Source organism: Pseudomonas ficuserectae (assembly GCF_024584585.1).
In the GTDB taxonomy this organism is placed as follows: domain Bacteria; phylum Pseudomonadota; class Gammaproteobacteria; order Pseudomonadales; family Pseudomonadaceae; genus Aquipseudomonas; species Aquipseudomonas amygdali.
This window is the reverse complement of record NZ_CP085686.1, coordinates 51,241-72,013: the sequence shown is the minus strand read 5'-3', so window position 1 is coordinate 72,013 and position 20,773 is coordinate 51,241. Positions and strand designations below refer to the sequence as shown.

Genomic DNA, 20,773 nt, shown 5'->3' with positions numbered 1-20,773 from the left:
GATGCTTACTCCAAGGCGACGTTGAGGGCCGCTGTGTGGCCCATGACTGAGAACGACACATAGGGCGTCACGGGTAATTTCCAGAGATGCGTACCGTCTGCCGACGACAACGTGGATTCGAACTCGTCCCGGATATCAGCCCGCGTGCGGATGTACAGGTCGTCACCCATTTGCCACACCGTGGTGTCTGGCACGTTGCCGGTGGTTTTGAGCTGTTTGGCCTCCCTGGGTGGAACGCCATCGAGAAACCCCTGCAGCACCCGATCGTGCAAGCCGATACGGACCTCGGGAGCGGCGCCTGGCTGAGCACCCGGCCCACGCCTGGGCACACGCAAGTCCAGGCGAGCGTCCACTGCCCACGTCTGGGCCTTGGTATCCGACTCCCCACTGCTGACGTAGAGCATGATCGGCACGGCCAAACCTTTCAGGTAAACCGTGACGTTTCCGCTGGCAAAAGGCTTTGCGGCGTACAAGACCATGACCGGGCTATTGGGCACGTAATACGGCGTGATATCGGGGTTGCCACTGATGGGCGCGGCGCCCAGGTTCCACGGCGCGCCGGTACTGTCGATAAAGGTCAAGGAAGTGGGGTAGTTCACCGCCGTGCGCACCAGCGGCAAACTGGCCCCCGGCGACAGATTCACCGTTTGTGCGCTGATTCTCGGCACAATGGCGACCTGCTGTGCGGCCATGGCCTTGTCAACCTCTCCAACCTGCCCGCGCAGCTGCCGAATCTCTTGGGGAGTCAGCGGAGAAACGCTGTCCTGAGCCTTTTGAAAAAGCTCGGATGGCGGCGGCGGGAGCGGATCATTTCCAGACGGTTGCTGAGCGGGTGCTGCATTCCCATGGCCATTACCTTGTGCCGGCGATCCGGCTTTCTGTGCTGCTGGGTTAACACCTACACCCGTAGCCCAGCCCGAAGGTGCAGCCCCCGCAGCAGGCGTCACGGGAGCAGAGGGGGGAACCGCAGATTTAGCCGGAGCGGCCTCTGGGCTGACAGTTTCATCCGCCCAGGCGTAGCCGCCTGCCGCTAGCCATAGGGCCAGCGCAATTGAAGTTTTCATGGGATTTTCCTGGCCAGCGGCGTCAATAACTCGCGAAATGGCCTTAGTTAGCGTTGGTGGTGATGACCTGGGTGACTTCAAGCCCGGCGTTTTTCACGCGAACGTCCGTCTGCTGAATGCGCAGCGTAAAAATGAAGCGCTGAGGCGGACTGCCCGATTGCTGACCATCCAGCTTCAAAGTCACCGGGTACTGGTACTCCCAGGCAAACTTGTCCCCGATCTTCCCGCTACCGCGAATCACCCCTGGGCCAACATCCACCCAGAGGTTCATGCGCTGATCCTTGACCGCTTTGAGCACGTTCGAGGCCACCAAGGCTTTGTAATAGTCCTGGAAGCCCACTTCCGAGTAGCGCTCGCCCAGTTGGGTCATCTGATCGCGGTAATGCACGAAGTCCAGAGTGAAGCTCTGGCGAATGGTGTCGGCCCCAAAGGCCGACACGTCACGCCTGCTATGCCCTGGTTTGTCCGTAGGGATGATCTTGGTCACGCGACCACCCTCGGCCGCGAAGTACTTCACCGGAGGATGGGCGACCTGCCAGACCAAGTAGCCATTCACGCTGACCGACAGCACCAATGCCGGTGCCATCCAGAGCACTGCGGTCAGACAGCGATGGGCGAAAGCCGCACCTAACGCACGGTCACGCTGCAACTGCATGGCATGCTCGAACGTGTGCTGATCTTCTGCCGTGGGGAGGTGAGGTTTTTCCAGAGACTCCTCCACGGGCAGCAACCTCTCTGATGAGTCAGTCACAATGAACCTCCTACCGACTGCCAAGGGTCCGAGCCGCTGGGGATGTGGCTGTTGATCTTGTCCACCGCCGCCTGGCATACCTGATCGGCCACCTGGTTCATCAGGTCTTCCAGGCTTGGAAACGAGGGAAGGCTGATGCTGGTGGTGCGAATGCGCGACAAGCAATCCTGAAGCTCGTCTGAGACGGTGCGCTCGCGCTCTGCCCACACGTCCGACGCCTTCTTGGCCCGCTCATACGCAGTCTGACTGCCCACACTGGCCGCTTGTCCTGAGCGGCACACCGCTGCGCTTCCCACAGCGGGCAGGCAGCACACGACCATCAGCAGTGCACCGCACATGCTTTTCTTCATGATGAGTTCCTTTGCTGTTTGCGTTTTACACCGGGCGTGGATCGCTCGGCTGTACTGACGGTGCCGCTGTGGGAGCTGACTTTGGGAGGGTGTTTTCCTCTTTCCAGCGCTGATCGAAGCCCAATAGGGCGTGCAAGGTCGGGGGCACCTCGCCAGGCGCGTCAAGCTTGCCAATGCGCACAGCGCTGTCGCCTTCGAGCTTGAAGGCAATGTGCTCTCTCGAAACCGGCTCGCCACCAGAGCGGTTGATGCCATTGCCCGTGCCGATCGGCAGCAGGCCCTCGGGGGTAATGGCGTTAAACACCATCGAAGGCCCATCGTCACGGCCTGGCAAACTCACCAATACATGCTGCATCTGATCCCCCTGACGCACCACACCTTGCAGATAGGGACCATCGCCGCGCACCAGGTACATGTCCAGATGGCCATCCTGCGACCAACTGCTGATGACGGGTTGTCCCGCTGTGTTGTTGGGGTCGATCGGCGGCCGAGGGGCCGACAGCTCGTCACCCGTTTTTGCGCTGCCTTCACCGTTTGGGGTCAACCAATACAGGCCATCCGTGGGTGGCGTGGGCAAGGGAGCATCCACGCCCAGTTGCGCAAGCCAGGCTTGTTGCACCACGGCGAAACGCCCGGCGTCATAGGCGCCGAGTTTGACGCCCTCATCCTGGCCAGAACGCACTGCGGGGTTACCCTCTACCTTAAGGGCCCATTGGTTGCGATGGACGTCTTTATCGTCGTAACCCACGGTGACGCCCTGATCGTTTTTGCGGGGCACCTTGACGGTAACCGGAAAATTGCCCAGCCACTGCAACGTCACCATCTTGCCTGGCTGCACACGGGTTTGGCGCAGCAGCCCCGCCAGTTCCTTTCCCCAAAAAGTCTGAACACCGTTCTTGGTACGCAGTGTAATGAAGGTGCTCTCGGGCTTGTCTGGCTCAAAACGAAACGGCTGCTGGCCACATTTGAGGATCTTGCCTGTCACGCCATCCTTGGCCGCCTGGAAAGGCTGATGGATGGCGGGCGACACCTGCTGATTCGCTGACGTTGCAGGCTGATCCGATGCTGGAGCTGCCGAGGGCGGATTGATGACCGGTGCGTCGGGCTGTGCCGGTGGTGCAGGTTGAACCAGTGGCCGCTGCAGACCCTCAACCTCCAGCGGCTGATAAGCAGTACTCGCCGGCGCGGACGCAGACGAATGCCCCGATGCCGGCGCGGCTTGTTGAGGTTGCGGTGCCGAGGGCTTCGCCTGTGACGGCTGTGGACCACCGTACGGCGGTGGGGTATCACCATGAATGGCATCAAGCGTTACAGGTGGCTGCTTCAACGCGTTACGGGCATCGTCCAGCAACATTTGCTGCGCAGGGTTCTTCATCTCCACATTGATCTGGTGCTGAGCAATCAGCTCGATGGCTTTTGCCTTGAATTCGTCACTGCCGGTCAGTTCGATGCGCCCCCGGTAGAACTGTGCTGCCGTGAGCAACGCAGCTATTACCTTCTCATCTTCCTGACCTGCGCCTTGGACCATCTCCAGGCGCGACCCACGGTCAACGAAAGCAGGCTCGGCATCGAGCTTGTAGAGCACCGAATTGTCACCCTGAACCTCGCGGCTGATGCGGGCCAACAGAGCGTCTTTGTCGATGTTGCTGGCTTGCGGTTGTGGCTCGTCGGCTCCTATCGGAGCCCCTACGAAGATAGCATCCGGTACGACCGCCGGGCCGGTCTTGCGTGCTGTGGTGAAACGACGCGGCAGGGCCCCTGACACCGGAACCTCCACGTCTGAAAGGCTTTCATTGTCTTCGTTTTGAGCAGGCCCTGCCGGTGCGATTATCGGTTGATCCTCAGCGACGGGGGAAGTGTCAGGATCAGGCTCTACTGACGCCTGTTGTTTAGCAGGAGGCGCAGCTGGTTGAGCTGTCTCGTTCGACTGCTCTGGCTCGGCCGCCGCCAAAGGTGGCCGGTTGAGTACAGGCGCGTCGGAGGACATTTCTTGGTCTGTCGCCGCAGGTGGTGCCGCCCTCTTCTGATCATCCACGCTGGCAGAAGAGCCTGGGGCGGCCTCTCCCGGTGCCTGTTGTTGAGCAGACCGCGCAGCTGGTTGAGCGGTCTCATTCGACTGCTCTGGCTCGGCCTCTGCCAAAGGGGGCTGGTTGAGCACTGGAGCGTCAGTGGACATTTCTTGGTCTGTCACCGCAGGTGGAGTCGCCCTATTCTGATCAGCCACGTTGGCTGAGGAGACTGGGTCGGCCTCTCCCGGTGCCTGTTGTTGAGCAGCCAGCGCAGCTGGTTGAGCGGTTTCGTTAGACTGCTCTGGCACGACCTCCGCCGAGGTCGGCTGGGTGAGTACAGGCGCGTCAGACGGCGTGTTGCGGTCTGTCGCCACAGACATTGTCGCTTTGGGCTGTTCGTCAACGATCGCGGAAGCGTCAGGATCGGCCTCTACCGAGGCCAGTTGCTCAGCAGGTGACAACGCCAAAGGTGGCTGGGTGGATACCTGCGCATCATCAATGCCAACCGGTGCTTCAGTGACCTGGGCAGTTTCGGGTGACTGGCTTTCAACAGATGACGCTTCAGATGCAACCGGTTGAACACTACGGGTCTGCGGCGGTGCGGATTGATCCGGGACCTGTATTGAAGCTGCAGGCGCTGCATCCAGTTCCAGCGTTTCTTGCGCGGGAGTGGCTGCCTTTTGCGCAGTATTGTCCGGAGACTGAGTGTTCGAATCTGTCGGCATGGCAGTTACCTCTTCGTACTGTCGAATCAGGGGAGCGGTCTGTTCGCGTACCGCGTCCAGTCCTCGTGATTGGTGAAGGTCGTTAAAGTCCGTGAACCCACGGGCGATTTCGGCGTCGTTGAACGTTGGGTACATAACCTGGCCCCCCACCGCTATGGCCGCCTCATTGGCCATGATCAATCCCTTGTTCACGTCCTTGGCATGATCGAAATCCGCCATGAACAGGTGCCGACTGTCGGGATACTGCTGATGCAGCACCTTGGCCACCGCCACCATGTTGCCTGCGTCAATGGTCATCACCACCGGCAGGCCGGTGGCCAGGTTCAGGCTGCGCGCCGTGGCATAGCCCTCGGCATACAGGATGGGGTTGACCGGATCGAGCGAGCCGCCCACCACCAGGAAATGCTCTTGTTTGGGGGCATCCTTGAAGAGGAACTTCTCACCCTCGGGAGGGATGTACTGCAGCGTCTTGAACGTTCCCGAGGCATTAAAAAACGGCACCACCAGGGCACCGTTTCGTGTTTGACGAATGTCGGGCGTCGGGGGTATTCCCTTCCGCACCAGGTAGGGGTGCGCAGGGTCTGCGGCGGGCAGCCGGTCGTAAAGTCTCTTGGCAGCCAACGTCTGCTTGGCGTAGGTAACAGCGCGATCACGAGCGGCGTCTTCCTGGGCTTGCTTGGCCCCGGCCCGAATGTGCAGGCGGGTGATCGGATCAGACTCACCGCCAGTCGCCACCCAGTTGGTCACATCCTTGGCCGAATCGGCACGATGGTAGTTGATGAACCAGCCAGCAGGGCGACGATCCAGAAAACCGCAATAGACACCGCTTTTCTTGCCGTGCTTGTCATTGACCGTCGCGACACGCTGCCGACTACCGTTCATCACCGGCATGCCTTTGACGACCAGGCCGGCTTGAGTCAGTACATCCAGAAACTCTGATTCGGCGTCCCCTCCCCCAGCGCGGCAACTTGGATCAGGCAACCAGTCGGTGATGCGATCAAGGTCACATCCAGGTCTGGCAAACCAAAGCTTTTCTTCTTTGTTCCAGTCAATAGCCTCACGACCGTCACTGAGTCGTCCGGCAGACAGTCGAGCCTTATCACGATCATCAGGCGGCACGGCCAGCCAAACCGGGTATTCGGATGTGCGAGGGGCTGTTTCAATCTTGAACTGGGCATTATCCGACGCCGGGAAGTTCTGTTGCGACCGGCTACGATCATGCAGCCCTTCAGCAACCATGCTCGTCAGATTGATAAGGTCACTGATCTGCATGGGGCGAGAGCGATCTATGCAGGTTTCACGAAAAGATCGAGCACCTTCAAGAGTGTTGGCATGGGCATCCGGATCAATCTCTTCGCAGGCGAAGGCAAACACTTCCTCAGCTTTACGTAAATCGCTGATCCCCGGATAAAGCTGATCAACCTTGGTCCAGAGGGCTGCCGTGCTGGGCTCGGTACGCGCATCAATCAGCGCGTTTAGGACTGCTCTTTTTTCGGAGGGGTTGAAGGTGTTGATCCCAAAGTGTCCAAGGATTTCGTGCCTAAGAGATCTTGTAAACTCTTCGTCCTTACTAAAGTTGGCAGTGGCAAAAACGGCTCGTCGTCCTCTAGGATGAAATGAACCGAGGATGGTTCCAGCGGCTTCTCGGGTGGCTTGCGGTCCATAAAGCTCCTCCTGGGTTTCTCTGATCTTGTAGCTGATGGTGGACGCTACCGGGTAGGTCGCACAGAATTCAATCACTAACTTTTTTGCATGATCAATGGTTAACGTCATTGTCTCTCGCCTCCATTATGGGCGCCATTTGCAATAGCAGGTTCATCGCTCCCCCCTTTCGGTAAAGCGTCGATACCACCAGGGCCGACCGGACAAGCGCTTGCCGCGCAACAGGTAAGCCAGTCGCATCACCAGGACCTTGAACGTCCACCCAAAGAACGAGAGCAGCCGAAAGCCGCCAATAATCGCGGTGATGACGTAGATCGTGACCATGGAGGGGAAGCGAAACCACGCCAGGTACAACAAGAACAAGGGGGCTGGTATGCCGTAGAGATTGAGAAGGCGTGAGGCATTGCGCCAATAGCCCGGTTGCAGTTGCTGGTCAGACATGGATAACTCCTATGCTGCGGTTGGGACGCTAGCCCGATTCGTGATCTCCTTTTTTCGCCGGCGCGAGTTCCGGGAACTCAACCAGCAATGCCTTGTTGCCCTGGGCGATGTGTTTCATTACTGCCAGTCTGATGTTTTCACGCACGCTCCCTGTCGATACGAAGTACATGCCCCAGGCCTGATCGGGCGTGCAATGGCCGATCTGTTCCTCAATGTCCCTGTAGGCCTTGCATTCGTCTGGAGTTGAGCAGCACTGCTGAGTGTTTTGGCACATGACGTTCCCTTCCCTAGTCGTTTCACCACATCCTCTTCAGTAAGTCGGCTGATAAGGCTGTCCCTGCACCCAGCGTGATTGCCAATGCTCCAGGTACACGCTGGCCACCGCAGGAACGTCCCACATCACCACCGCATTTTCGCTGTTGGCCTTGGCAGCCGAGGCCGAGTAGTTGAACGAGCCGGTTTCGACGTTCTGGCCATCGGTGATGATCACCTTGTCGTGCTGAATCTTGTACGCACCGTTGGTGCGCACAGGGATTTGCGCGTTGGCCAGCAGGTTCATCGCAGCGCGACTGGCCCTGTTGTCGTTGCCATGGGCATCGACCACCACCTGTACATCGACGCCGCGCCGTTTGGCTTGCACCAACGCCTTGACCACGCTTGGAGAGGTGAAGCTGTAAGCCATCAGCCGTATCTGCTGCCGGGCTCGCTGGATCACATTGAGTACCAACTGCTCCGCGCTGCCCTCGGGTGAAAAACCCACCTGTATTTCAGCCGCCTGAACGGTAAAGGTCAGATTGCACAGCAGCACCAAGGCCACCAGTCCACGACTTAACGATCTGGTTAACGCCGATAAGGCAGTCATGACTCGGCACTCTGTTCAAGAGCGCTGGGTACTTCTCGATGCGCTTGTGCTTGTTGCACCAAAGGCTCAGTCATGGCCTGGCCCCTCTTGGCAGGCTTGCACAGGGCTGCACCGAGATTTTCAGCGGCAACCTTGAGCCATTCGTTTGCATCACGCATGGCACCGGCGTCTATGGCTGTGTCGGTCTTGTCCTGGCGGCACAACATGAGAAACTCATAGGCTTTCTTGACCTGATCGATCTGCTCCCGACTATCCTTCTCCGACCCAGCCAGTTCGGCCTTCAGCTGCTCGATCTCGGCCTGGAGTGAGTCGACGATTTTCGGAGCCTTGCCAGAACCAATTGGCGAAGCCTGCACCATTGCTGCCAGTACCTGCGCCATGTCGTTCCACGAAACACCTATGAACTTTCCATCAGGAGCGCACAGCTCCAGTAACTTCTCTCCGCCGCGCAGGCACATGAGATGCGTCGGCTCAAAGATGGATTCGAATCTGGCGATTTCGCCTTGCTGGAATTTGATCCGGTCCCGACTGCCTGCCAGGAGGCAGCGAAGTGTCTCTATCTCTTCGAATTCGTTGCTCATTTCAATTCCTTCGCGCTTTGCGCATAGAGGGTCTGACGCTGCATCGAGCAGGCCTTGTGGTTTCCGCATTACCTAGGGATGGGGGGCATCCTTGCCTGCATTTCGAAGGTCGGCTTCAGGTCGAGCAGTGCTTCCACCCGAACTGGGCCACGCCTTGTTTGCCAGACTGGCGGGACTAAACTGCACCAAAAGCTCAATCATGGCGTGGCCCGCTGTTCGAGTTCCCGCAATTGCGAGGCGGTCATGGCCACCGCCAGTTCACGCCGGTCAATGCGACCTTCCAGATGAAGACGCCAGGCCTGATCAGCGAAGCGTCGTTGCTCCAAGCGAATAATGGAGTCGATATGCCGACCCCATTCGGGGTAAGGCATGCTGGCCAGCTTGGCGCGCAGCCCATCATCGAAGATGATGTATTGGGGTCCGGGGAGCAATGGAACAGGGAAGTCAGTTAAGCTGCCTGGGTCACCAGCAATGGTCAGTGCATCGTTGGGGATTTGGATCCGCAGCAATGTTTGAATTTGCGTCCACTGCTGCACGGACAGGGGGCGTTGCGTCCAATTTTCGGTCCTTCTCTGCGTAGTGGTACATCGGGTGGTCTCAGTGCCAGCGACCATCGATGAGGCTCGAAGAAGCGATAGATGATCGTCAGACTGGCGATCATCATCTCAATCACTTCTTCACGCTTTTCGTTAGTAACCGACGGTGGTCGCAGCGCTGGATCGGGGTCATTCTCATAGGCCAAGAGCATGATGGGGAGCATCGGCCCGCTATGTTCGTCGCTGTCGATCAGGTCACGCCAACTTCCAGGTCGGGCCTGAACTCCGCGCATAAAGCCCAGAGCCCAATCGTTGCCGTAAGTAATGCCATCGTCATCCTCCAACAGCACTGGCAAATACACGTCAGGCTCCTCCAGCGTGTGAAGCAATACCGATGCAATCGTATTCCAGTGGCGCATGATGAGCCCCATCATGTCGGTAGCCTGAGCATTGCTCTCAAAACTAAAATTCTCGCCCAAGATTTGTGGTAGGTACTCGCTGGGAGGCACCATCTCCGGACCACAGATCAGTGCCGCAAAATAGCCGTCGAGCATTTCAATGTTCATGGCCGGTGAGCCGATGGCATCAAGAAAATCAGTCAGCCTATCGAGTTCGGCATCGGTCAGCGCTTGTTGAAAAGGTGGATGGCTCATGGGGTGTTTGTTCCAATAAAGTTGAGTAATTCAGGTTTCTGAGGCTTTCCCAAGTGGCCGCAGTTCTCCGCGTGCGACGGCATCCGGTACGGAGAATGAGTAGCGCCCGAGCATGTTGATATGCTCATGACCAAACGGCGAAAGCCGCGCCTCGTCTTCGGGTCGCACCGGATAGCCTTCGCGGCGTAGCTGTGTGAGTATCGCGTCCATGTACAAGGTGTTCCACAAAACGATCATGTTCACGACTAGTCCGAGCGCACTCAACTGATCCTCCTGTCCCTCGCGGTAGCGCTGGAACAGTTCTCCGCGCTTGCCGTGGAAGACCTCGCGGGCCAGGCTATGGCGACCCTCGCCGAGATTGAGTTGCTGCAGCGTTCCGCGTCTGCGCGACTCGTCGTCAATGAAGTTCAGTGTGTGAATAGTCTTGTCGATGCGACCAATTTCAGCAATGGCCTGGGCCAGTCGTGTCGGTCGCTCATCGACCTGCAGGGTGCGCATGATTCCCATCGCGGGCACCAGGCCAAGTTTGAGTGAACCAATCAAACGCAGTACGTCGTCCCAATGTGGTGTGATGCGATCAAGGTTGACGCACTGTTTTGCCAGAGCGTTGAGTTCGCCGTAGTCGGCTTGTGCATCGACTCGCCAGAACCGAGTGCCACCGATGTCTGCCAAGCGTGGGCTAAACCTATACCCCAGAAGCCGGAACAAGCCGAACACTACATCGCTATAAGCGCCATTGTCGGTCATGATCTGCGTGGGCTGCAATTCGGTCTGCTGCTCTAGTACGACCGCCAGTAACACCAGGCTGTCGCGCAAGGTGCCGGGGACGGTAATCGCGTTTAGCCCCGAGCATTGATCGGACAGCAGGTTATACCAAGTCACGCCGCGTCCACGATTGAAGTATTTTGGGTTTGGTCCGGCATGGACGGTGCGTACAGGCACCACAAAGCGCATGCCGTCAGCCGAAGCTACATCGCCGCCTCCCCAAGTGCGGGCCAGTGCGATGCGGTTTTGTGCGGCTACCAGCACGGCATTGCAGGCAGTCAGCGTGTCATCCCGCACGTAGTTTTGATCAACCCACAGCAGTCTGTCCCGCCGCAGTGCTGGTGTGTCCTGGCGTGCAAACGGTTCGGGGCCAGTGTTGCAGGCTTCGGCCAGGAGCACCGCGCACAGACTGGTGTTTAGATCGGCGGCCCGTGCTGTGCGTTCAGTTAGATGCGAGAACGCCTCCATGCAGTCGGTGCGGGTTGTTATCTCCAGTAGGATTTCCGGCAGATCGACGCGGGGCATGCGTATCTTGATCTCATGACGCAAAGCGATCAGCGATGCCGGTTCCGCCAATGCTTCCAGCGGGCTGAGTACCAATTCTGTCTTGTCGCCGACTGTCTCAAAGCGAACTGCGTCGTTGTCGGGCAGGCGTGCAGCGACGCGCCGATAGGTTTCATCCAGTTCCTGTGTCAACGCGGCCAAGGTGGCCTGCGGTTGCACGCTCAACTCCAGTGAGCGGCAAATGACAGGCCGCGCAGCCTCCCACTCGGTCCCTTCTAACAGGCCCGCGCGCGGGTCGGCATATCGCCAGCTTGAATTGACAAATACGTCGCGCCGACGAATCGCCACACGCAACTTGGCGAGGGCACAGAAGGCAAAGGCTCTGGAATTGACCTTTCCGTCCTCTCCCACGACATGACGTTGCCATGCCTTGTCCACAATGGTGATAGCTGGGTCATGGTCTGGCCTCTGATGCAACCATTGCAGTGCCTGTACCAGTGGGCGTGCTGTCGGATTGGCGTCGAACTGGATGACACGCAGCAGCGTCGGTAAAAAGCGCGTCACAGTCGCCTGTTTGGCCGCCAGTTCGGTGTAAAACACATCGTCTGGCGGGCGCACCAGAGTACCAATATCGTTCAGGGCCTGGGTCAGTTCGTCTTGTCCAATAGCGGCATACACACGCTCGCGTAATTCGCAGTCTGGCAGACTTGGGTCGAGTAGCATTCGACATGCGCTGGCCAGCATTGAAGCAGCCCGATCCAAGTCTTTCAACGTACGCTGCCTGGTCTTGCGATCTTCCTTTTGCGCCTTACTAAACAGTTCGCGCAACAACTGGTCGAGCACATCAAGGGCATCGTCATGAGCACTGGCTTCTAGACTGTGGACAAAAGACACCAGGGTAGCCATGCGCCGTGCGTCTGGAAGTCTGGCCACAGCTGAGACTTTGGCGGTGCTGGCAAAGCGTGCCAATGCCCCGATGCGACTGGGCGGTACCTTGGTATTAGGCAGTTTGATTCCCAGATCACGTATCGTTTCGATGCGCAACAATGCTTGTACCAGTGCTGGGGCACTCACGCGTACCGGTCCCTTGCGTAATCGATCAAGCCAGGACTGGCGACTGCCTTCGACAGGATCCAGCAAATCGTCAAGGCGCTGCCGCTGGACATCTGTTACGTCACGCGTCAGCAACCGCCAAAGGCGCGACTCCATGCGCGACCGCACCTCGGCAACGAATCGTTCCAAAAGGGTGACGCCAGGCAGCAGTACCTTGTGACCGATCAACCAACTGTTGGCATGCTCGAAAAGCACACTCGGGCGATCGGTGCCCGTCCAACACAGGGCGCATAGCCAGCGCCCAAGGTGAAATTGATTGCCGGTGTCTGCGAACTCACGGTAGCCATAGCGTGCGCGGATTTCGGTTGTGTGCTGCCAGCGCTGCCTGGTTCTGCGATAAGCTGCGACGCAATCGGCAAACTCAGGGATATTGAGCTGGGTTGCGAGGGTGCGCAGTACGGCTTCTGGCACGGCAGTGGGATCCTCCAGAAACGTACCAAGAAAACGCACGGTTGTCAGTTGTAGTGCATAGCCCAGACGGCTGCTGTCACGACGTTTGGTGGCGATCCACTCGCGGTCATCATCGTCCAGGTGGAAGTAGCGCGCCAGTTCTTCACTGGAAAGTGTCTCTGGATAGCGAGCGTAGCGTTCCCGTTGCGTGGTCGACAGGAAGCTGACGGGCATGCGTTACAGTACATCGGCGCAAAAAGTGGCCGGGGTGACGATCCGCGTACGGCCGATGCTGCCACGTTGCAGCAACCCGGCCCGTCGATCACCGGTTACGAGGTAGTCAGCCTCGCCAGTCACTGCCATCGCGAGCAAAAAGGTGTCATCAGGATCCTCAGCTTCAATGCCCTCCGCCAGAGGCAGTAACGTATCCAGTACGATGGCGCGTTGCATGTTGTTGACCACCGTGCCAACGCGGTGGGCAGGCAAAATAGCCTTGAGCTTCGGATAACGACTTACACGACGCAGCTCGTCGAGCTGGGCCGTTGATGTCACCAGATCGAAACGCTTAGCGCGCCAGGCACGATAAATCGCATCGGGTGCGCCGAGTGGCGAGATCAGTGCGCCGAGCAGGACGTTGGTGTCGAGAATGACCCGCATCAGTGCTCACGCGCCCATTGCACGGCCTCGTCGATGAGATCGGTCAGCTGCGTTTCGCTCATGCCGGCGGCGGCGGCCTTCGCCTGCTCGACAGCTTGTTCCAGTAAATAAGCGCGTACGGCCTCCTCGATAAAGCGTGACAGATCGCCTTTGCGTCCTCCGCCGTGAGCCGCGATAAACATGCGGACGGACTGGTCCACGTCCGGCGATACGGCGATGTTCCAGCGAACAGTATTCATGTGCTCTCCTGATCGGTGTTTTTGCATTTAGGTGTTTGTACGCTTTGTTACGCTACACTGCAATGGTTCGATAAAACGATCGTTTTTCGAAACTTTAACAAACGATCAGCCGTACACGCCGTCTGTGCCCACAACAGGTTCATAATAATGGTTTGACGTATCAAAGTTCGATATTGTCGAAATCAGACGAGTAAAGAAGACTTTTGATGAAAATCGGCTATGCCCGCGTAAGCACGCGCGACCAAAATCTCGACCTGCAGCTCGATGCACTCAACCGCGCCGGTTGCGAACGCATTTACCAAGATGTAGCCAGTGGCTCGAAAACGGCGCGGCCCGCATTGGACGAACTGCTTGGCCAAGTTCGAGCTGGGGACGTGTTAGTGATCTGGAAACTCGACCGGATGGGACGCTCACTCAAGCATTTGGTAGAGCTGGTGGGCAATTTGATTGAGCGCAAGGTCGGCCTGTTGAGCCTGAATGACCCCATCGATACCACCAGTGCACAAGGCCGGCTGGTATTTAATCTGTTTGCATCGTTGGCCGAGTTTGAGCGCGAACTGATTCGGGAACGCACCCAGGCAGGACTGTCGGCCGCGCGAGCACGCGGACGGATGGGCGGACGGCCGAAGGGGCTGACGCCACGAGCGCAGGCGACGGCGATGGTTGCCGAAACGCTGTATCGTGAACGTAAGTTGTCCGTTGCCGCTATCGCGCAGAAGCTGCACGTCTCCAAGAGCACGCTGTACAGCTACCTTCGGCATCGCGGCGTAGCGATCAGCGCCTACGAGAAGTCGGCGCGAAAGGCATCCGGCGTGCGGGACAATGGCAACACCGGTATCAGCACGACCAAGGTCGCCACCCTCCTGCTGACTCTGCGGATTGAGAACAACAGTAAATTTGTGCGCGGTAAGAAACGCACGATAGAGCACATTGAACACTTCTATCTCGATGAGTACGACGCTCAGCGGCGATCGAACGGCGAGTACGAACTGAAGGTGCCTTACGACAGCGATGCAGAGTTGGACGACACGGTGAACGAGTTGCTGAGCGACATCGCCAGTGGCGCGGACGACCGCCACTGCTTCTCCGAAAGCGAAGTGCACATGGAGGGTACTGACCGGTACTGGTGACGTAGGGGCTTAACTGACTTCCCTGTTCCATTGCTCCCCAGACCCCGTATTCGCGCACGGCCTGACGTTTGCCATCGGTGGTGCGCAGCAGCTTTTGCACGATGATGTATTGCAGAACGCTCAGTAGATCGTGGGCCGTAGCCTCGCGCATTTCCGAGGGCACCATGGTCAGGCACCGTGGAATGGCCTCTCCAGGTGAATGGATGTGCAAGGTGCTGAGATTGAAATGGCCCACCTGTCCGGCCAAAACGGCGGCCTGGAAGGTCTCCAAATCCCGCATTTCACCCACCCCGATGATCGACGGTGCCCGGCGAAGATCTGCCCGAATGCCGTCGGCATAGTTGGCAACGTCTCGACCTATCTGCAGCTGCGTCGAGGCCAATACATCCCCTGGACGCGCGAGAATGAATTCGATCGGGTCTTCGATCGTGGTCACCTTGCGGTCAGGATCGGTGTCCAGGCAAAAGCGATAGATAGCGGCCGCCTGGGTACTTTTACCCGACCCCGTGATTCCACCAATGAGCCCTAGACCATTGGACGGCAACAACGCTTCGAACAGATCTTCTTCCAGCCCCATCTTTGTTAGATCCGGGATATCAGATGGAATGATCCGCATCGTCAGGGCGATGGTGGTGTCCAGTCGCCCAGCAGTGGCCTGCACAAAGTTGCAGCGAAAGCGTAATCGCTCGCCACGCTCCAGGCCGTAACGCTGGTTGATGTCGCCATCCAGCTGTATGGCCCGGTCAACAGGGCGACCACCACGTACCGTCGGCCGAATCTCAGGGCTGAACAGATCATCGAGGAGCTTGGACCACGTATCGTCAGCCAGCACAAACCGGCTGGCCTGGCGCAAGCGACCTTGATGCCCGACCACCAGGTGGTTACCGCCCTGGATGTGAATGTCGCTGGCTGACTGCCGTGCACACCAGACGAAAAAATCGCGCAAGGTGTCTGCATTCAGCCCGTCTTCAAAAGCGTAGGGGGCAAAATCCATTGTCTGTGTCGTCTGGGTCATGGCTGCACCTTGTGTATCACCGGATGCCACTGGGTTTTGTCAGGAACAAAGCCGGCGTTCTCCTTGAGGCTTCGTACGCGATCGCCGGTGGTCAGCTTCTGACGATCCCCCGTCACGGTCTGCTGTTGATCCGTGACGACCGGCGCCGTGATGAACCCCTGACGTAGTAACTGCGAGTACATCAGCATGCCCCGGTAATCTCGGGTCAGGCGGTTGAAATTGGCTTCAAGGGTCTGATCGGCACTTTGCCGCCCTTCACCCCAGCCCTGGCGGACCGCCGCTTGCCAAAGCGCCTTCTGCAAACGGTTTTCAGGTGTGACTGCCACGGTTTCATCAGGGCCAGACGATGACAGGCCCGCCATCAACCAGGTACGCCATGACGGAGGGTTACTGACGAACCGTTCGGGCACGATGATTTCGTAAACATGGCTTGCAGTGCGTATCTGCCGTGGCGTGATATGAGCCACGTCCACCGCCTCGTCGATGACGGGAGGTAGCCAGCCTTCACGGCTGATCAGGGTCCGAAAGTCATACAGGGTATTGAGTCGCCCGATCTGCCCCTCCAATGCCTGGCGTAATTCCCACGCGCGCTCAGCCTTACCGCCGCGAAACCCTGTGTTGCGTCCCGATTCCTCCAGCAGTTGTCGCCGCGATTCGGTCACGTCTGCTGACGGCGGGTCAGCGGGGGCAAGATAGCTTTCCAGTGGCGCCGGCGTGTCGGCGGGTGTGGAAGGTGGCGTATGTCCACACCCTTGCAGGCCCTGCAACAGGACAAGCGTCAAAATTGATTTTTTCACTGACGCCCTCCCGCCTTCTTGGCAGGCTCCGCCTGCGCAAAGGCCAGGGTCAGTTGCCCTGGAAGCTGGGTCAGGGTCGCACGCCAGGCTGTTTGCATCTCGATCAGGCGCAACAGATTCGCATAGGAGATTCCATTGACCTTGAGGTTCACTGGCAAGGGCAGGCGCACGCCGGTCCAGGCAAACGTCTGACCGCGCTGGCGGGCCAGATGGGACAGCAGCTCAATTGCGTCACCGCTCCAGTCAACCGCCACTAGGTCGCTCTGAGCACGGATAGCATCGGTCGGCAGGGTTGACCGGGTATTGATCGCACCTTCCATCCACAGCGTTTCTTGCTGTAACGCAACCCGATCAAGTACCGGCGCAGCTGTTGCAGAAGGCGTAGGAGCAGCCGGCGGTTTCTCACAAAAACTCTGGCAGCCAGACAGCAGCAATGCCGCCGCCGGCGCAGCCCAAAGGGAGTATTTCATCGATAGTCTCCTGACACCCCAAACCGGGCGCAGTCATTAACGGATAGCGAGGTGGGCCGGTGCAGCGCCCAATGCTTTGAGGCGGTCGTAGACGTTGCGCACTTGCTGCGCGTAATGCAGGCGCCGTTGCTCCTGGCGTTGCGAAGGGTCAAAGCCTGCGTTATACGAACCCAGGCAACGCCAGGTATTGCCGCACACACGAAGATGTTGAGCCAGTACCCAAGCCCCCGCCTGAACGTTAAAGCAGGCGTTGGAGAGAAGGTCCTCCGCTCGCGTGATCAGTCCCATCCTAACCAGTCGGTTAGCGTTGCGCGTGCTGATCTGCATAACGCCGTAGTCGGTGCTGAGCACTTTTCCAGACGAATCTCGGTTAAGGTTCACTGCACCAGGCTGCAGTTTACTTTCCTGTATGCCGATCGCTTGCAGTAGCACCGGATCAACTCCATAGCGCTGGCCAGCCTCCTGGAAGCAGAAAGCAGAGGCCTGCAACGGCGCCGACAATGCCAAAACCAGCCATAGGCAGCGCATGGCTAACCCCCGGCAACAGGCACAGGCCTGACGGGAGCTTTGACTGCGGGAGCCTGTGCTTTAGCGGTCGGTTTGACCTGTGCTGACACGGGAGCAAAGGAAGGAACAGCGCTGGTCTGGTGCAACCGGCTCTGCGCCTGGCTCACCGAAGAAGCGCTCTGTCGGATCAGCTCATCCACCCGTTCCCCCGCCGGTTCCTGTGCGAACTGGGCCGTCGGATGGCTGCACCCTGACAGAGAGATGAGCAGCACGGAAAAAAGGAGTCTCTTTTGCATTGCGACCTCCTCAATGACTACCTTTTGGAGTCATCAACCATTTTTTGGATAGCCGCTTCCAGGAAGTTATCGATCAGGTAGCGAGCAAGTTCCGAGGGTGAAATCTGCCTGCTGCTGTTGGTTTCATAGCTCACCCGTGTCGCGGCTTTGTTCAGCGCCTCCACCCTGACCGCTCGGATATAAACGCTTACTGTCTTGGTGGTTGCTTCATCTTTGGATGACGCCATGGGAACTCCTGAAGGTTGTGAGAACGCAAAAAAACACCGCCTGGCTAGACCAGGCGGTGAAATGGGAAATCGTGGGAAGTGGTAATGCCTAGGCGGCACGTACCCTCGAATAGCAAAGGGTTCCGTGGCGCCTGACAAGGCGCTCCAGCGCTGCGTCCTGGGCCAGGAGCGCAAGGAAAGCCGCTCTACGCGCAGCATCAGATTTCATGTCGATGATCAGACGCAGCGTTTTTTCCAGCTCTGTCGGCAAATTACGAAACTCGATGCAATCAAGCGCACGGTTGGAACGAACCAAAGCCGCTGCCTTCAAGCCCTCTACTGTGCTGTCCTGCATGACACACGCTTGACCGCCGAACTGAACAAACCCACGGGCGCCGTTCAACGCTGTGATGGTGGTGGTGTGCGTCACTTGGGGATCGAAGCGCAGCAGCAGATAGCCAGGAAACAAACGCACCACCTTCTCTGTCGATGAAGGGCGATCAGGACGTTTGCGGTAGGTAATGCTTTCGGGGGAATACACTTCCACATCCAACCGCTCGATCGACGTGATAAGTGACTGATAAACGGAAGAATTGTGCATCAAAACACGCCAATTTTTCATAATCGGATCCTTTTGATCAGGCGCTCTTTCGAATTCCCAAACCGCTGAGCGCAGGGGCGAGTGGTGTGCTGATGGAAACCAGCTCCATCTGTGACTGGGCCAGGGATGACCGTCAGGTGATGGATTTGTAGATAACAAAATAGAGCAAACACAAAAAAAATCAACCAGAAATGAATAAAAATATCTATTTCTGGTGTTTTTTTTTAGAGCGTCAGTGCTGATGCTCTCTGGCTCCAAAAAGGGATCAGAAATCATGCGCGATTTTGTCGCCGCTCGCCTGAAGCTGCTACGCACAGGTAAGGGGCTGAAGCAGTCTGAAGTGGCAGAACTCATAGACTGCGAGCCTAATACCATTAGCCGGTATGAAAGAGCTGAAACTATGCCTAACATCGAAGATCTGCTAAGGTTGGCAGACCTATTCGGGGTATCTCCGATGGAGATACTTCCACCACAAGACTCTATAACTCAACGTATCCATATGCTCCGACAAAACCTAACTGAAAAAGCTCTTCAACTAGAGACTATTGAAGACTTGGAACAACTAATAAAACTTGCAGATAGCCTGCGTGATAAAAAGAAGTAAAATCAAACATGTTCATACCGATTTAAAATATTCTTATACTTACGTAAAATTTCTTCAATACGTAGCACTCTATAAAAGTGGATCAATATCGAACAGGCATCTAAAGGAATCAATCTAGTGTGAGCACGAACGGCGCTAAATTGCTTCTCGAACTCCAAAAGATCTAAAAGCTCCTTAAATTCTTCTTGCATACCAAGGCGATCTTCTTTTGAAGAAGATCGCCTTTGCAAGTAATAGCACACACCAACCCAACAGGACTGAGTAGCGTCTAATAAAGCGTATACATCACTTGCAACTTGGTCTATTGAAAAGATACCGCCAGACAAGAAAGATGTATAACTTTCGTCTAAACGCATCACATCAACCAATTCCTTTAACTCAATTCTCACTTCATCTTTTTCAATTTCCATTATTTTCTCCATACACTGTACACGCACTATCTATGAAAAAAGAGACAGACCTATTCATCAGTTCTTGAAACTAGAACTCTTACCACCTTGATCAAATGCGCAAGCCACGACCAACAAAACTGCTGATAAAATCAAGATCAGTACAACTCCATGTGTTGAATGCTCTGGAGAATTTGAAACCAGCGATAACGCTCCAAGTGGGGCTAGGCCACCTGCGATAGCAGTTCCAATCTCTCGACCAGTGCCAACGCCTGATGATCTTGTGTTTGTGGGAAACTGGCGACTCAAGAAAGAGCCTTGTGGAGCGAACATCATCGGCGCAAGTACACCGGTCGCAAAACCTATAGCTATGAATATCCACGAGCTCTGTCCCGTCTCCAAGAGCTGCATAAAGGTGTATGCAAACATGGCTGATAACGCTCCTCCAGCCATCAATACTTTCTTGCTGCTCCAGCGATCACACAAAGCACCAAAACAGGGAACCGCAAAAATTGCTATTAGACTGGCAATGGTTACAGAAAGTGAAGTGGTGTTTGCAGATACCCCTTTATACAACGTGAGATATGCAAGTGAAAAGGTTTTGAATATATAGCTTAGGGCGTTATACCCAATTGCAACAAGAAGAACTACAACTAGACCTTTGAAGTCTTTCTTAAGCAAAGTCAGCAAAGGCGCTTTTTCTATACCAGTGTTCGACGTGACCTGGGATTTGTTGTCGTCACTGATCTCCTGGAAGGCAATCGTTTCTGGAATGCTTCTGCGCACCCACAACCCCACCATCACAAGAACGATACTGGCAACAAATGGGATTCTCCACCCTCCGGCAAGCAAGAATGCTTCACCCTGTATCGTCAGAAGATAGACCGTCAGCGACGATAGAAGCAGACCCAGGTTCAACCCTAGAGCGGGCCATGCGCCCTGGCTGCCGCGCTTGTTCTCGTCAGCATGCTCATACGCTGTGACAGCGGCTGCAGCGAGTTCCGCACCAGCGCCTAGACCTTGCAAGATTCGAATCAACACCAACGTTACTGGTGCCCAAATGCCCAACGTGGCATAACCAGGGATGAGTCCAATAATTGTTGTGCAAACTCCCATTAGGCAAAAGGTCACCATCAACATACGATTGCGGCCAAACTTATCTCCGAGGTGTCCGAAAAGAACACCTCCAAACGGTCTAGCTATGAATCCGATGGCGAAAGTCGAGAAAGACAGTAAAGTTGCATTTTGCGCATCAGAAGGATTAAAGAAAACTTTAGAAAAAACTGTGGCAGCCATTAATGCATACAGATAAAAATCATACCACTCCAGCATTGATCCAATGATGGTTGCAGCGGCAACCTTCCGCAAACGATTTTTGCGCTCGGCTGTAGATTCGTCTGGCATTAATCTAGTTTTTTTACTCATGGCCGTACCCATACTATTATATTTATACGAG

General features: G+C 56.6%; 21 protein-coding genes and 2 pseudogenes. 2 read left to right on the top strand and 21 right to left on the bottom strand.

What is annotated here, in order from left to right:
* Positions 1 to 5: 5 nt before the first annotated feature.
* The 13 genes and pseudogenes from LJU29_RS28705 to LJU29_RS28645 form a co-directional block, all read right to left on the bottom strand.
* The gene (locus LJU29_RS28705; protein WP_257113044.1) at positions 6 to 1,064 is read right to left on the bottom strand and encodes a DotH/IcmK family type IV secretion protein; all 1,059 of its coding nucleotides are present in this window, start codon (positions 1,062 to 1,064) and stop codon (positions 6 to 8) included.
* A gap of 43 nt (positions 1,065 to 1,107) precedes the next feature.
* A complete protein-coding gene (locus LJU29_RS28700) occupies positions 1,108 to 1,815 on the bottom strand; it encodes a DotI/IcmL family type IV secretion protein (RefSeq protein WP_257113039.1) in 708 nt (235 codons plus the stop codon).
* Entirely contained in the window at positions 1,812 to 2,165 is a 354-nt protein-coding gene (locus LJU29_RS28695; protein WP_005740389.1) for a hypothetical protein, read from the bottom strand. The genes LJU29_RS28700 and LJU29_RS28695 overlap by 4 nt, the downstream gene beginning before the upstream one ends.
* A gap of 25 nt (positions 2,166 to 2,190) precedes the next feature.
* Positions 2,191 to 6,672: an LPD7 domain-containing protein gene (locus tag LJU29_RS28690; protein WP_257113038.1), complete on the bottom strand. Its 4,482-nt coding sequence runs from the start codon at positions 6,670 to 6,672 to the stop codon at positions 2,191 to 2,193.
* Positions 6,673 to 6,714: 42 nt separating this feature from the next.
* On the bottom strand, positions 6,715 to 7,002 hold the full coding sequence (icmT, locus tag LJU29_RS28685; protein WP_004668192.1) for an IcmT/TraK family protein: 288 nt from the start codon (positions 7,000 to 7,002) through the stop codon (positions 6,715 to 6,717).
* Between the two features lie 28 nt (positions 7,003 to 7,030).
* A complete protein-coding gene (locus LJU29_RS28680) occupies positions 7,031 to 7,276 on the bottom strand; it encodes a hypothetical protein (RefSeq protein ID WP_004668193.1) in 246 nt (81 codons plus the stop codon).
* A 36-nt stretch (positions 7,277 to 7,312) separates the two neighbouring features.
* A complete protein-coding gene (locus LJU29_RS28675; RefSeq protein ID WP_050543862.1) occupies positions 7,313 to 7,864 on the bottom strand; it encodes a phospholipase D family nuclease in 552 nt (183 codons plus the stop codon).
* A complete protein-coding gene (locus LJU29_RS28670) occupies positions 7,861 to 8,445 on the bottom strand; it encodes a hypothetical protein (RefSeq protein ID WP_004643879.1) in 585 nt (194 codons plus the stop codon). Before LJU29_RS28670 ends, LJU29_RS28675 begins: the two co-directional genes overlap by 4 nt.
* 197 nt (positions 8,446 to 8,642) lie before the next feature.
* Positions 8,643 to 8,861 (bottom strand): annotated as a pseudogene (locus LJU29_RS28665) (plasmid transfer ATPase TraJ); the annotation flags it as partial.
* 59 nt (positions 8,862 to 8,920) lie between these two features.
* Positions 8,921 to 9,634, bottom strand: coding sequence for a YecA/YgfB family protein (locus tag LJU29_RS28660; RefSeq protein ID WP_057432826.1), 714 nt, complete (start codon positions 9,632 to 9,634; stop codon positions 8,921 to 8,923).
* 30 nt (positions 9,635 to 9,664) lie between these two features.
* A complete protein-coding gene (locus LJU29_RS28655; RefSeq protein WP_257113003.1) occupies positions 9,665 to 12,640 on the bottom strand; it encodes a Tn3 family transposase in 2,976 nt (991 codons plus the stop codon).
* A gap of 3 nt (positions 12,641 to 12,643) precedes the next feature.
* Entirely contained in the window at positions 12,644 to 13,063 is a 420-nt protein-coding gene (locus tag LJU29_RS28650) for a putative toxin-antitoxin system toxin component, PIN family (protein ID WP_044324867.1), read from the bottom strand.
* On the bottom strand, positions 13,063 to 13,302 hold the full coding sequence (locus LJU29_RS28645) for a ribbon-helix-helix domain-containing protein (protein ID WP_010216588.1): 240 nt from the start codon (positions 13,300 to 13,302) through the stop codon (positions 13,063 to 13,065). Before LJU29_RS28645 ends, LJU29_RS28650 begins: the two co-directional genes overlap by 1 nt.
* 206 nt (positions 13,303 to 13,508) lie before the next feature.
* Between LJU29_RS28645 and LJU29_RS28640 the strand changes: the two genes are divergently transcribed.
* Positions 13,509 to 14,432, top strand: a complete 924-nt coding sequence (locus tag LJU29_RS28640) for a recombinase family protein (protein WP_060404573.1) — start codon at positions 13,509 to 13,511, stop codon at positions 14,430 to 14,432.
* A gap of 46 nt (positions 14,433 to 14,478) precedes the next feature.
* On the opposite strand, the pseudogene traJ reads toward LJU29_RS28640, so the two are convergent.
* From traJ to LJU29_RS28610, 6 genes and pseudogenes are all read right to left on the bottom strand, one after another.
* Positions 14,479 to 15,447 (bottom strand): annotated as a pseudogene (gene traJ, locus LJU29_RS28635) (plasmid transfer ATPase TraJ); the annotation flags it as partial.
* Positions 15,444 to 16,244, bottom strand: coding sequence for a type IV secretion system DotC family protein (locus tag LJU29_RS28630; protein ID WP_054071642.1), 801 nt, complete (start codon positions 16,242 to 16,244; stop codon positions 15,444 to 15,446). The gene LJU29_RS28630 and the pseudogene traJ, both read right to left, overlap by 4 nt.
* Entirely contained in the window at positions 16,241 to 16,714 is a 474-nt protein-coding gene (locus LJU29_RS28625; RefSeq protein ID WP_005759124.1) for a DotD/TraH family lipoprotein, read from the bottom strand. Before LJU29_RS28625 ends, LJU29_RS28630 begins: the two co-directional genes overlap by 4 nt.
* A 36-nt stretch (positions 16,715 to 16,750) precedes the next feature.
* Positions 16,751 to 17,242 (bottom strand): lytic transglycosylase domain-containing protein, encoded by a 492-nt coding sequence (locus LJU29_RS28620; RefSeq protein WP_005759121.1) that lies wholly within the window; start codon positions 17,240 to 17,242, stop codon positions 16,751 to 16,753.
* Positions 17,243 to 17,534: 292 nt separating this feature from the next.
* Positions 17,535 to 17,744 (bottom strand): hypothetical protein, encoded by a 210-nt coding sequence (locus LJU29_RS28615; RefSeq protein ID WP_005759117.1) that lies wholly within the window; start codon positions 17,742 to 17,744, stop codon positions 17,535 to 17,537.
* Positions 17,745 to 17,832: 88 nt separating this feature from the next.
* Positions 17,833 to 18,345: a transcription termination/antitermination NusG family protein gene (locus LJU29_RS28610; RefSeq protein ID WP_005759115.1), complete on the bottom strand. Its 513-nt coding sequence runs from the start codon at positions 18,343 to 18,345 to the stop codon at positions 17,833 to 17,835.
* 253 nt (positions 18,346 to 18,598) lie between these two features.
* On the opposite strand from LJU29_RS28610, the gene LJU29_RS28605 reads away from it, so the two are divergent.
* Complete coding sequence (locus LJU29_RS28605) at positions 18,599 to 18,928, top strand: helix-turn-helix domain-containing protein (protein ID WP_005759113.1); 330 nt, start codon at positions 18,599 to 18,601, stop codon at positions 18,926 to 18,928.
* Positions 18,929 to 18,930: 2 nt separating this feature from the next.
* On the opposite strand, the gene LJU29_RS28600 is transcribed toward LJU29_RS28605, so the two are convergent.
* Together LJU29_RS28600 and LJU29_RS28595 are read right to left on the bottom strand one after the other, a co-directional pair.
* Positions 18,931 to 19,338, bottom strand: coding sequence for a hypothetical protein (locus LJU29_RS28600; RefSeq protein ID WP_005759111.1), 408 nt, complete (start codon positions 19,336 to 19,338; stop codon positions 18,931 to 18,933).
* Between the two features lie 57 nt (positions 19,339 to 19,395).
* Entirely contained in the window at positions 19,396 to 20,742 is a 1,347-nt protein-coding gene (locus LJU29_RS28595; protein WP_257113047.1) for an MFS transporter, read from the bottom strand.
* Positions 20,743 to 20,773: the final 31 nt, after the last annotated feature.

Coding starts and splice junctions, on each gene's coding strand:
- LJU29_RS28645 (WP_010216588.1), bottom strand. CDS start 13,302: ATGAATACTGTTCGCTGGAACATCGCCGTATCGCCGGACGTGGACCAG.
- LJU29_RS28605 (WP_005759113.1), top strand. CDS start 18,599: ATGCGCGATTTTGTCGCCGCTCGCCTGAAGCTGCTACGCACAGGTAAG.
- LJU29_RS28615 (WP_005759117.1), bottom strand. CDS start 17,744: ATGGCGTCATCCAAAGATGAAGCAACCACCAAGACAGTAAGCGTTTAT.
- LJU29_RS28660 (WP_057432826.1), bottom strand. CDS start 9,634: ATGAGCCATCCACCTTTTCAACAAGCGCTGACCGATGCCGAACTCGAT.
- LJU29_RS28620 (WP_005759121.1), bottom strand. CDS start 17,242: ATGCGCTGCCTATGGCTGGTTTTGGCATTGTCGGCGCCGTTGCAGGCC.
- LJU29_RS28670 (WP_004643879.1), bottom strand. CDS start 8,445: ATGAGCAACGAATTCGAAGAGATAGAGACACTTCGCTGCCTCCTGGCA.
- LJU29_RS28625 (WP_005759124.1), bottom strand. CDS start 16,714: ATGAAATACTCCCTTTGGGCTGCGCCGGCGGCGGCATTGCTGCTGTCT.
- LJU29_RS28650 (WP_044324867.1), bottom strand. CDS start 13,063: ATGCGGGTCATTCTCGACACCAACGTCCTGCTCGGCGCACTGATCTCG.
- LJU29_RS28610 (WP_005759115.1), bottom strand. CDS start 18,345: ATGAAAAATTGGCGTGTTTTGATGCACAATTCTTCCGTTTATCAGTCA.
- LJU29_RS28695 (WP_005740389.1), bottom strand. CDS start 2,165: ATGAAGAAAAGCATGTGCGGTGCACTGCTGATGGTCGTGTGCTGCCTG.
- LJU29_RS28690 (WP_257113038.1), bottom strand. CDS start 6,672: ATGACGTTAACCATTGATCATGCAAAAAAGTTAGTGATTGAATTCTGT.
- icmT (WP_004668192.1), bottom strand. CDS start 7,002: ATGTCTGACCAGCAACTGCAACCGGGCTATTGGCGCAATGCCTCACGC.
- LJU29_RS28595 (WP_257113047.1), bottom strand. CDS start 20,742: ATGAGTAAAAAAACTAGATTAATGCCAGACGAATCTACAGCCGAGCGC.
- LJU29_RS28705 (WP_257113044.1), bottom strand. CDS start 1,064: ATGAAAACTTCAATTGCGCTGGCCCTATGGCTAGCGGCAGGCGGCTAC.
- LJU29_RS28655 (WP_257113003.1), bottom strand. CDS start 12,640: ATGCCCGTCAGCTTCCTGTCGACCACGCAACGGGAACGCTACGCTCGC.
- LJU29_RS28640 (WP_060404573.1), top strand. CDS start 13,509: ATGAAAATCGGCTATGCCCGCGTAAGCACGCGCGACCAAAATCTCGAC.
- LJU29_RS28600 (WP_005759111.1), bottom strand. CDS start 19,338: ATGGAAATTGAAAAAGATGAAGTGAGAATTGAGTTAAAGGAATTGGTT.
- LJU29_RS28680 (WP_004668193.1), bottom strand. CDS start 7,276: ATGTGCCAAAACACTCAGCAGTGCTGCTCAACTCCAGACGAATGCAAG.
- LJU29_RS28675 (WP_050543862.1), bottom strand. CDS start 7,864: ATGACTGCCTTATCGGCGTTAACCAGATCGTTAAGTCGTGGACTGGTG.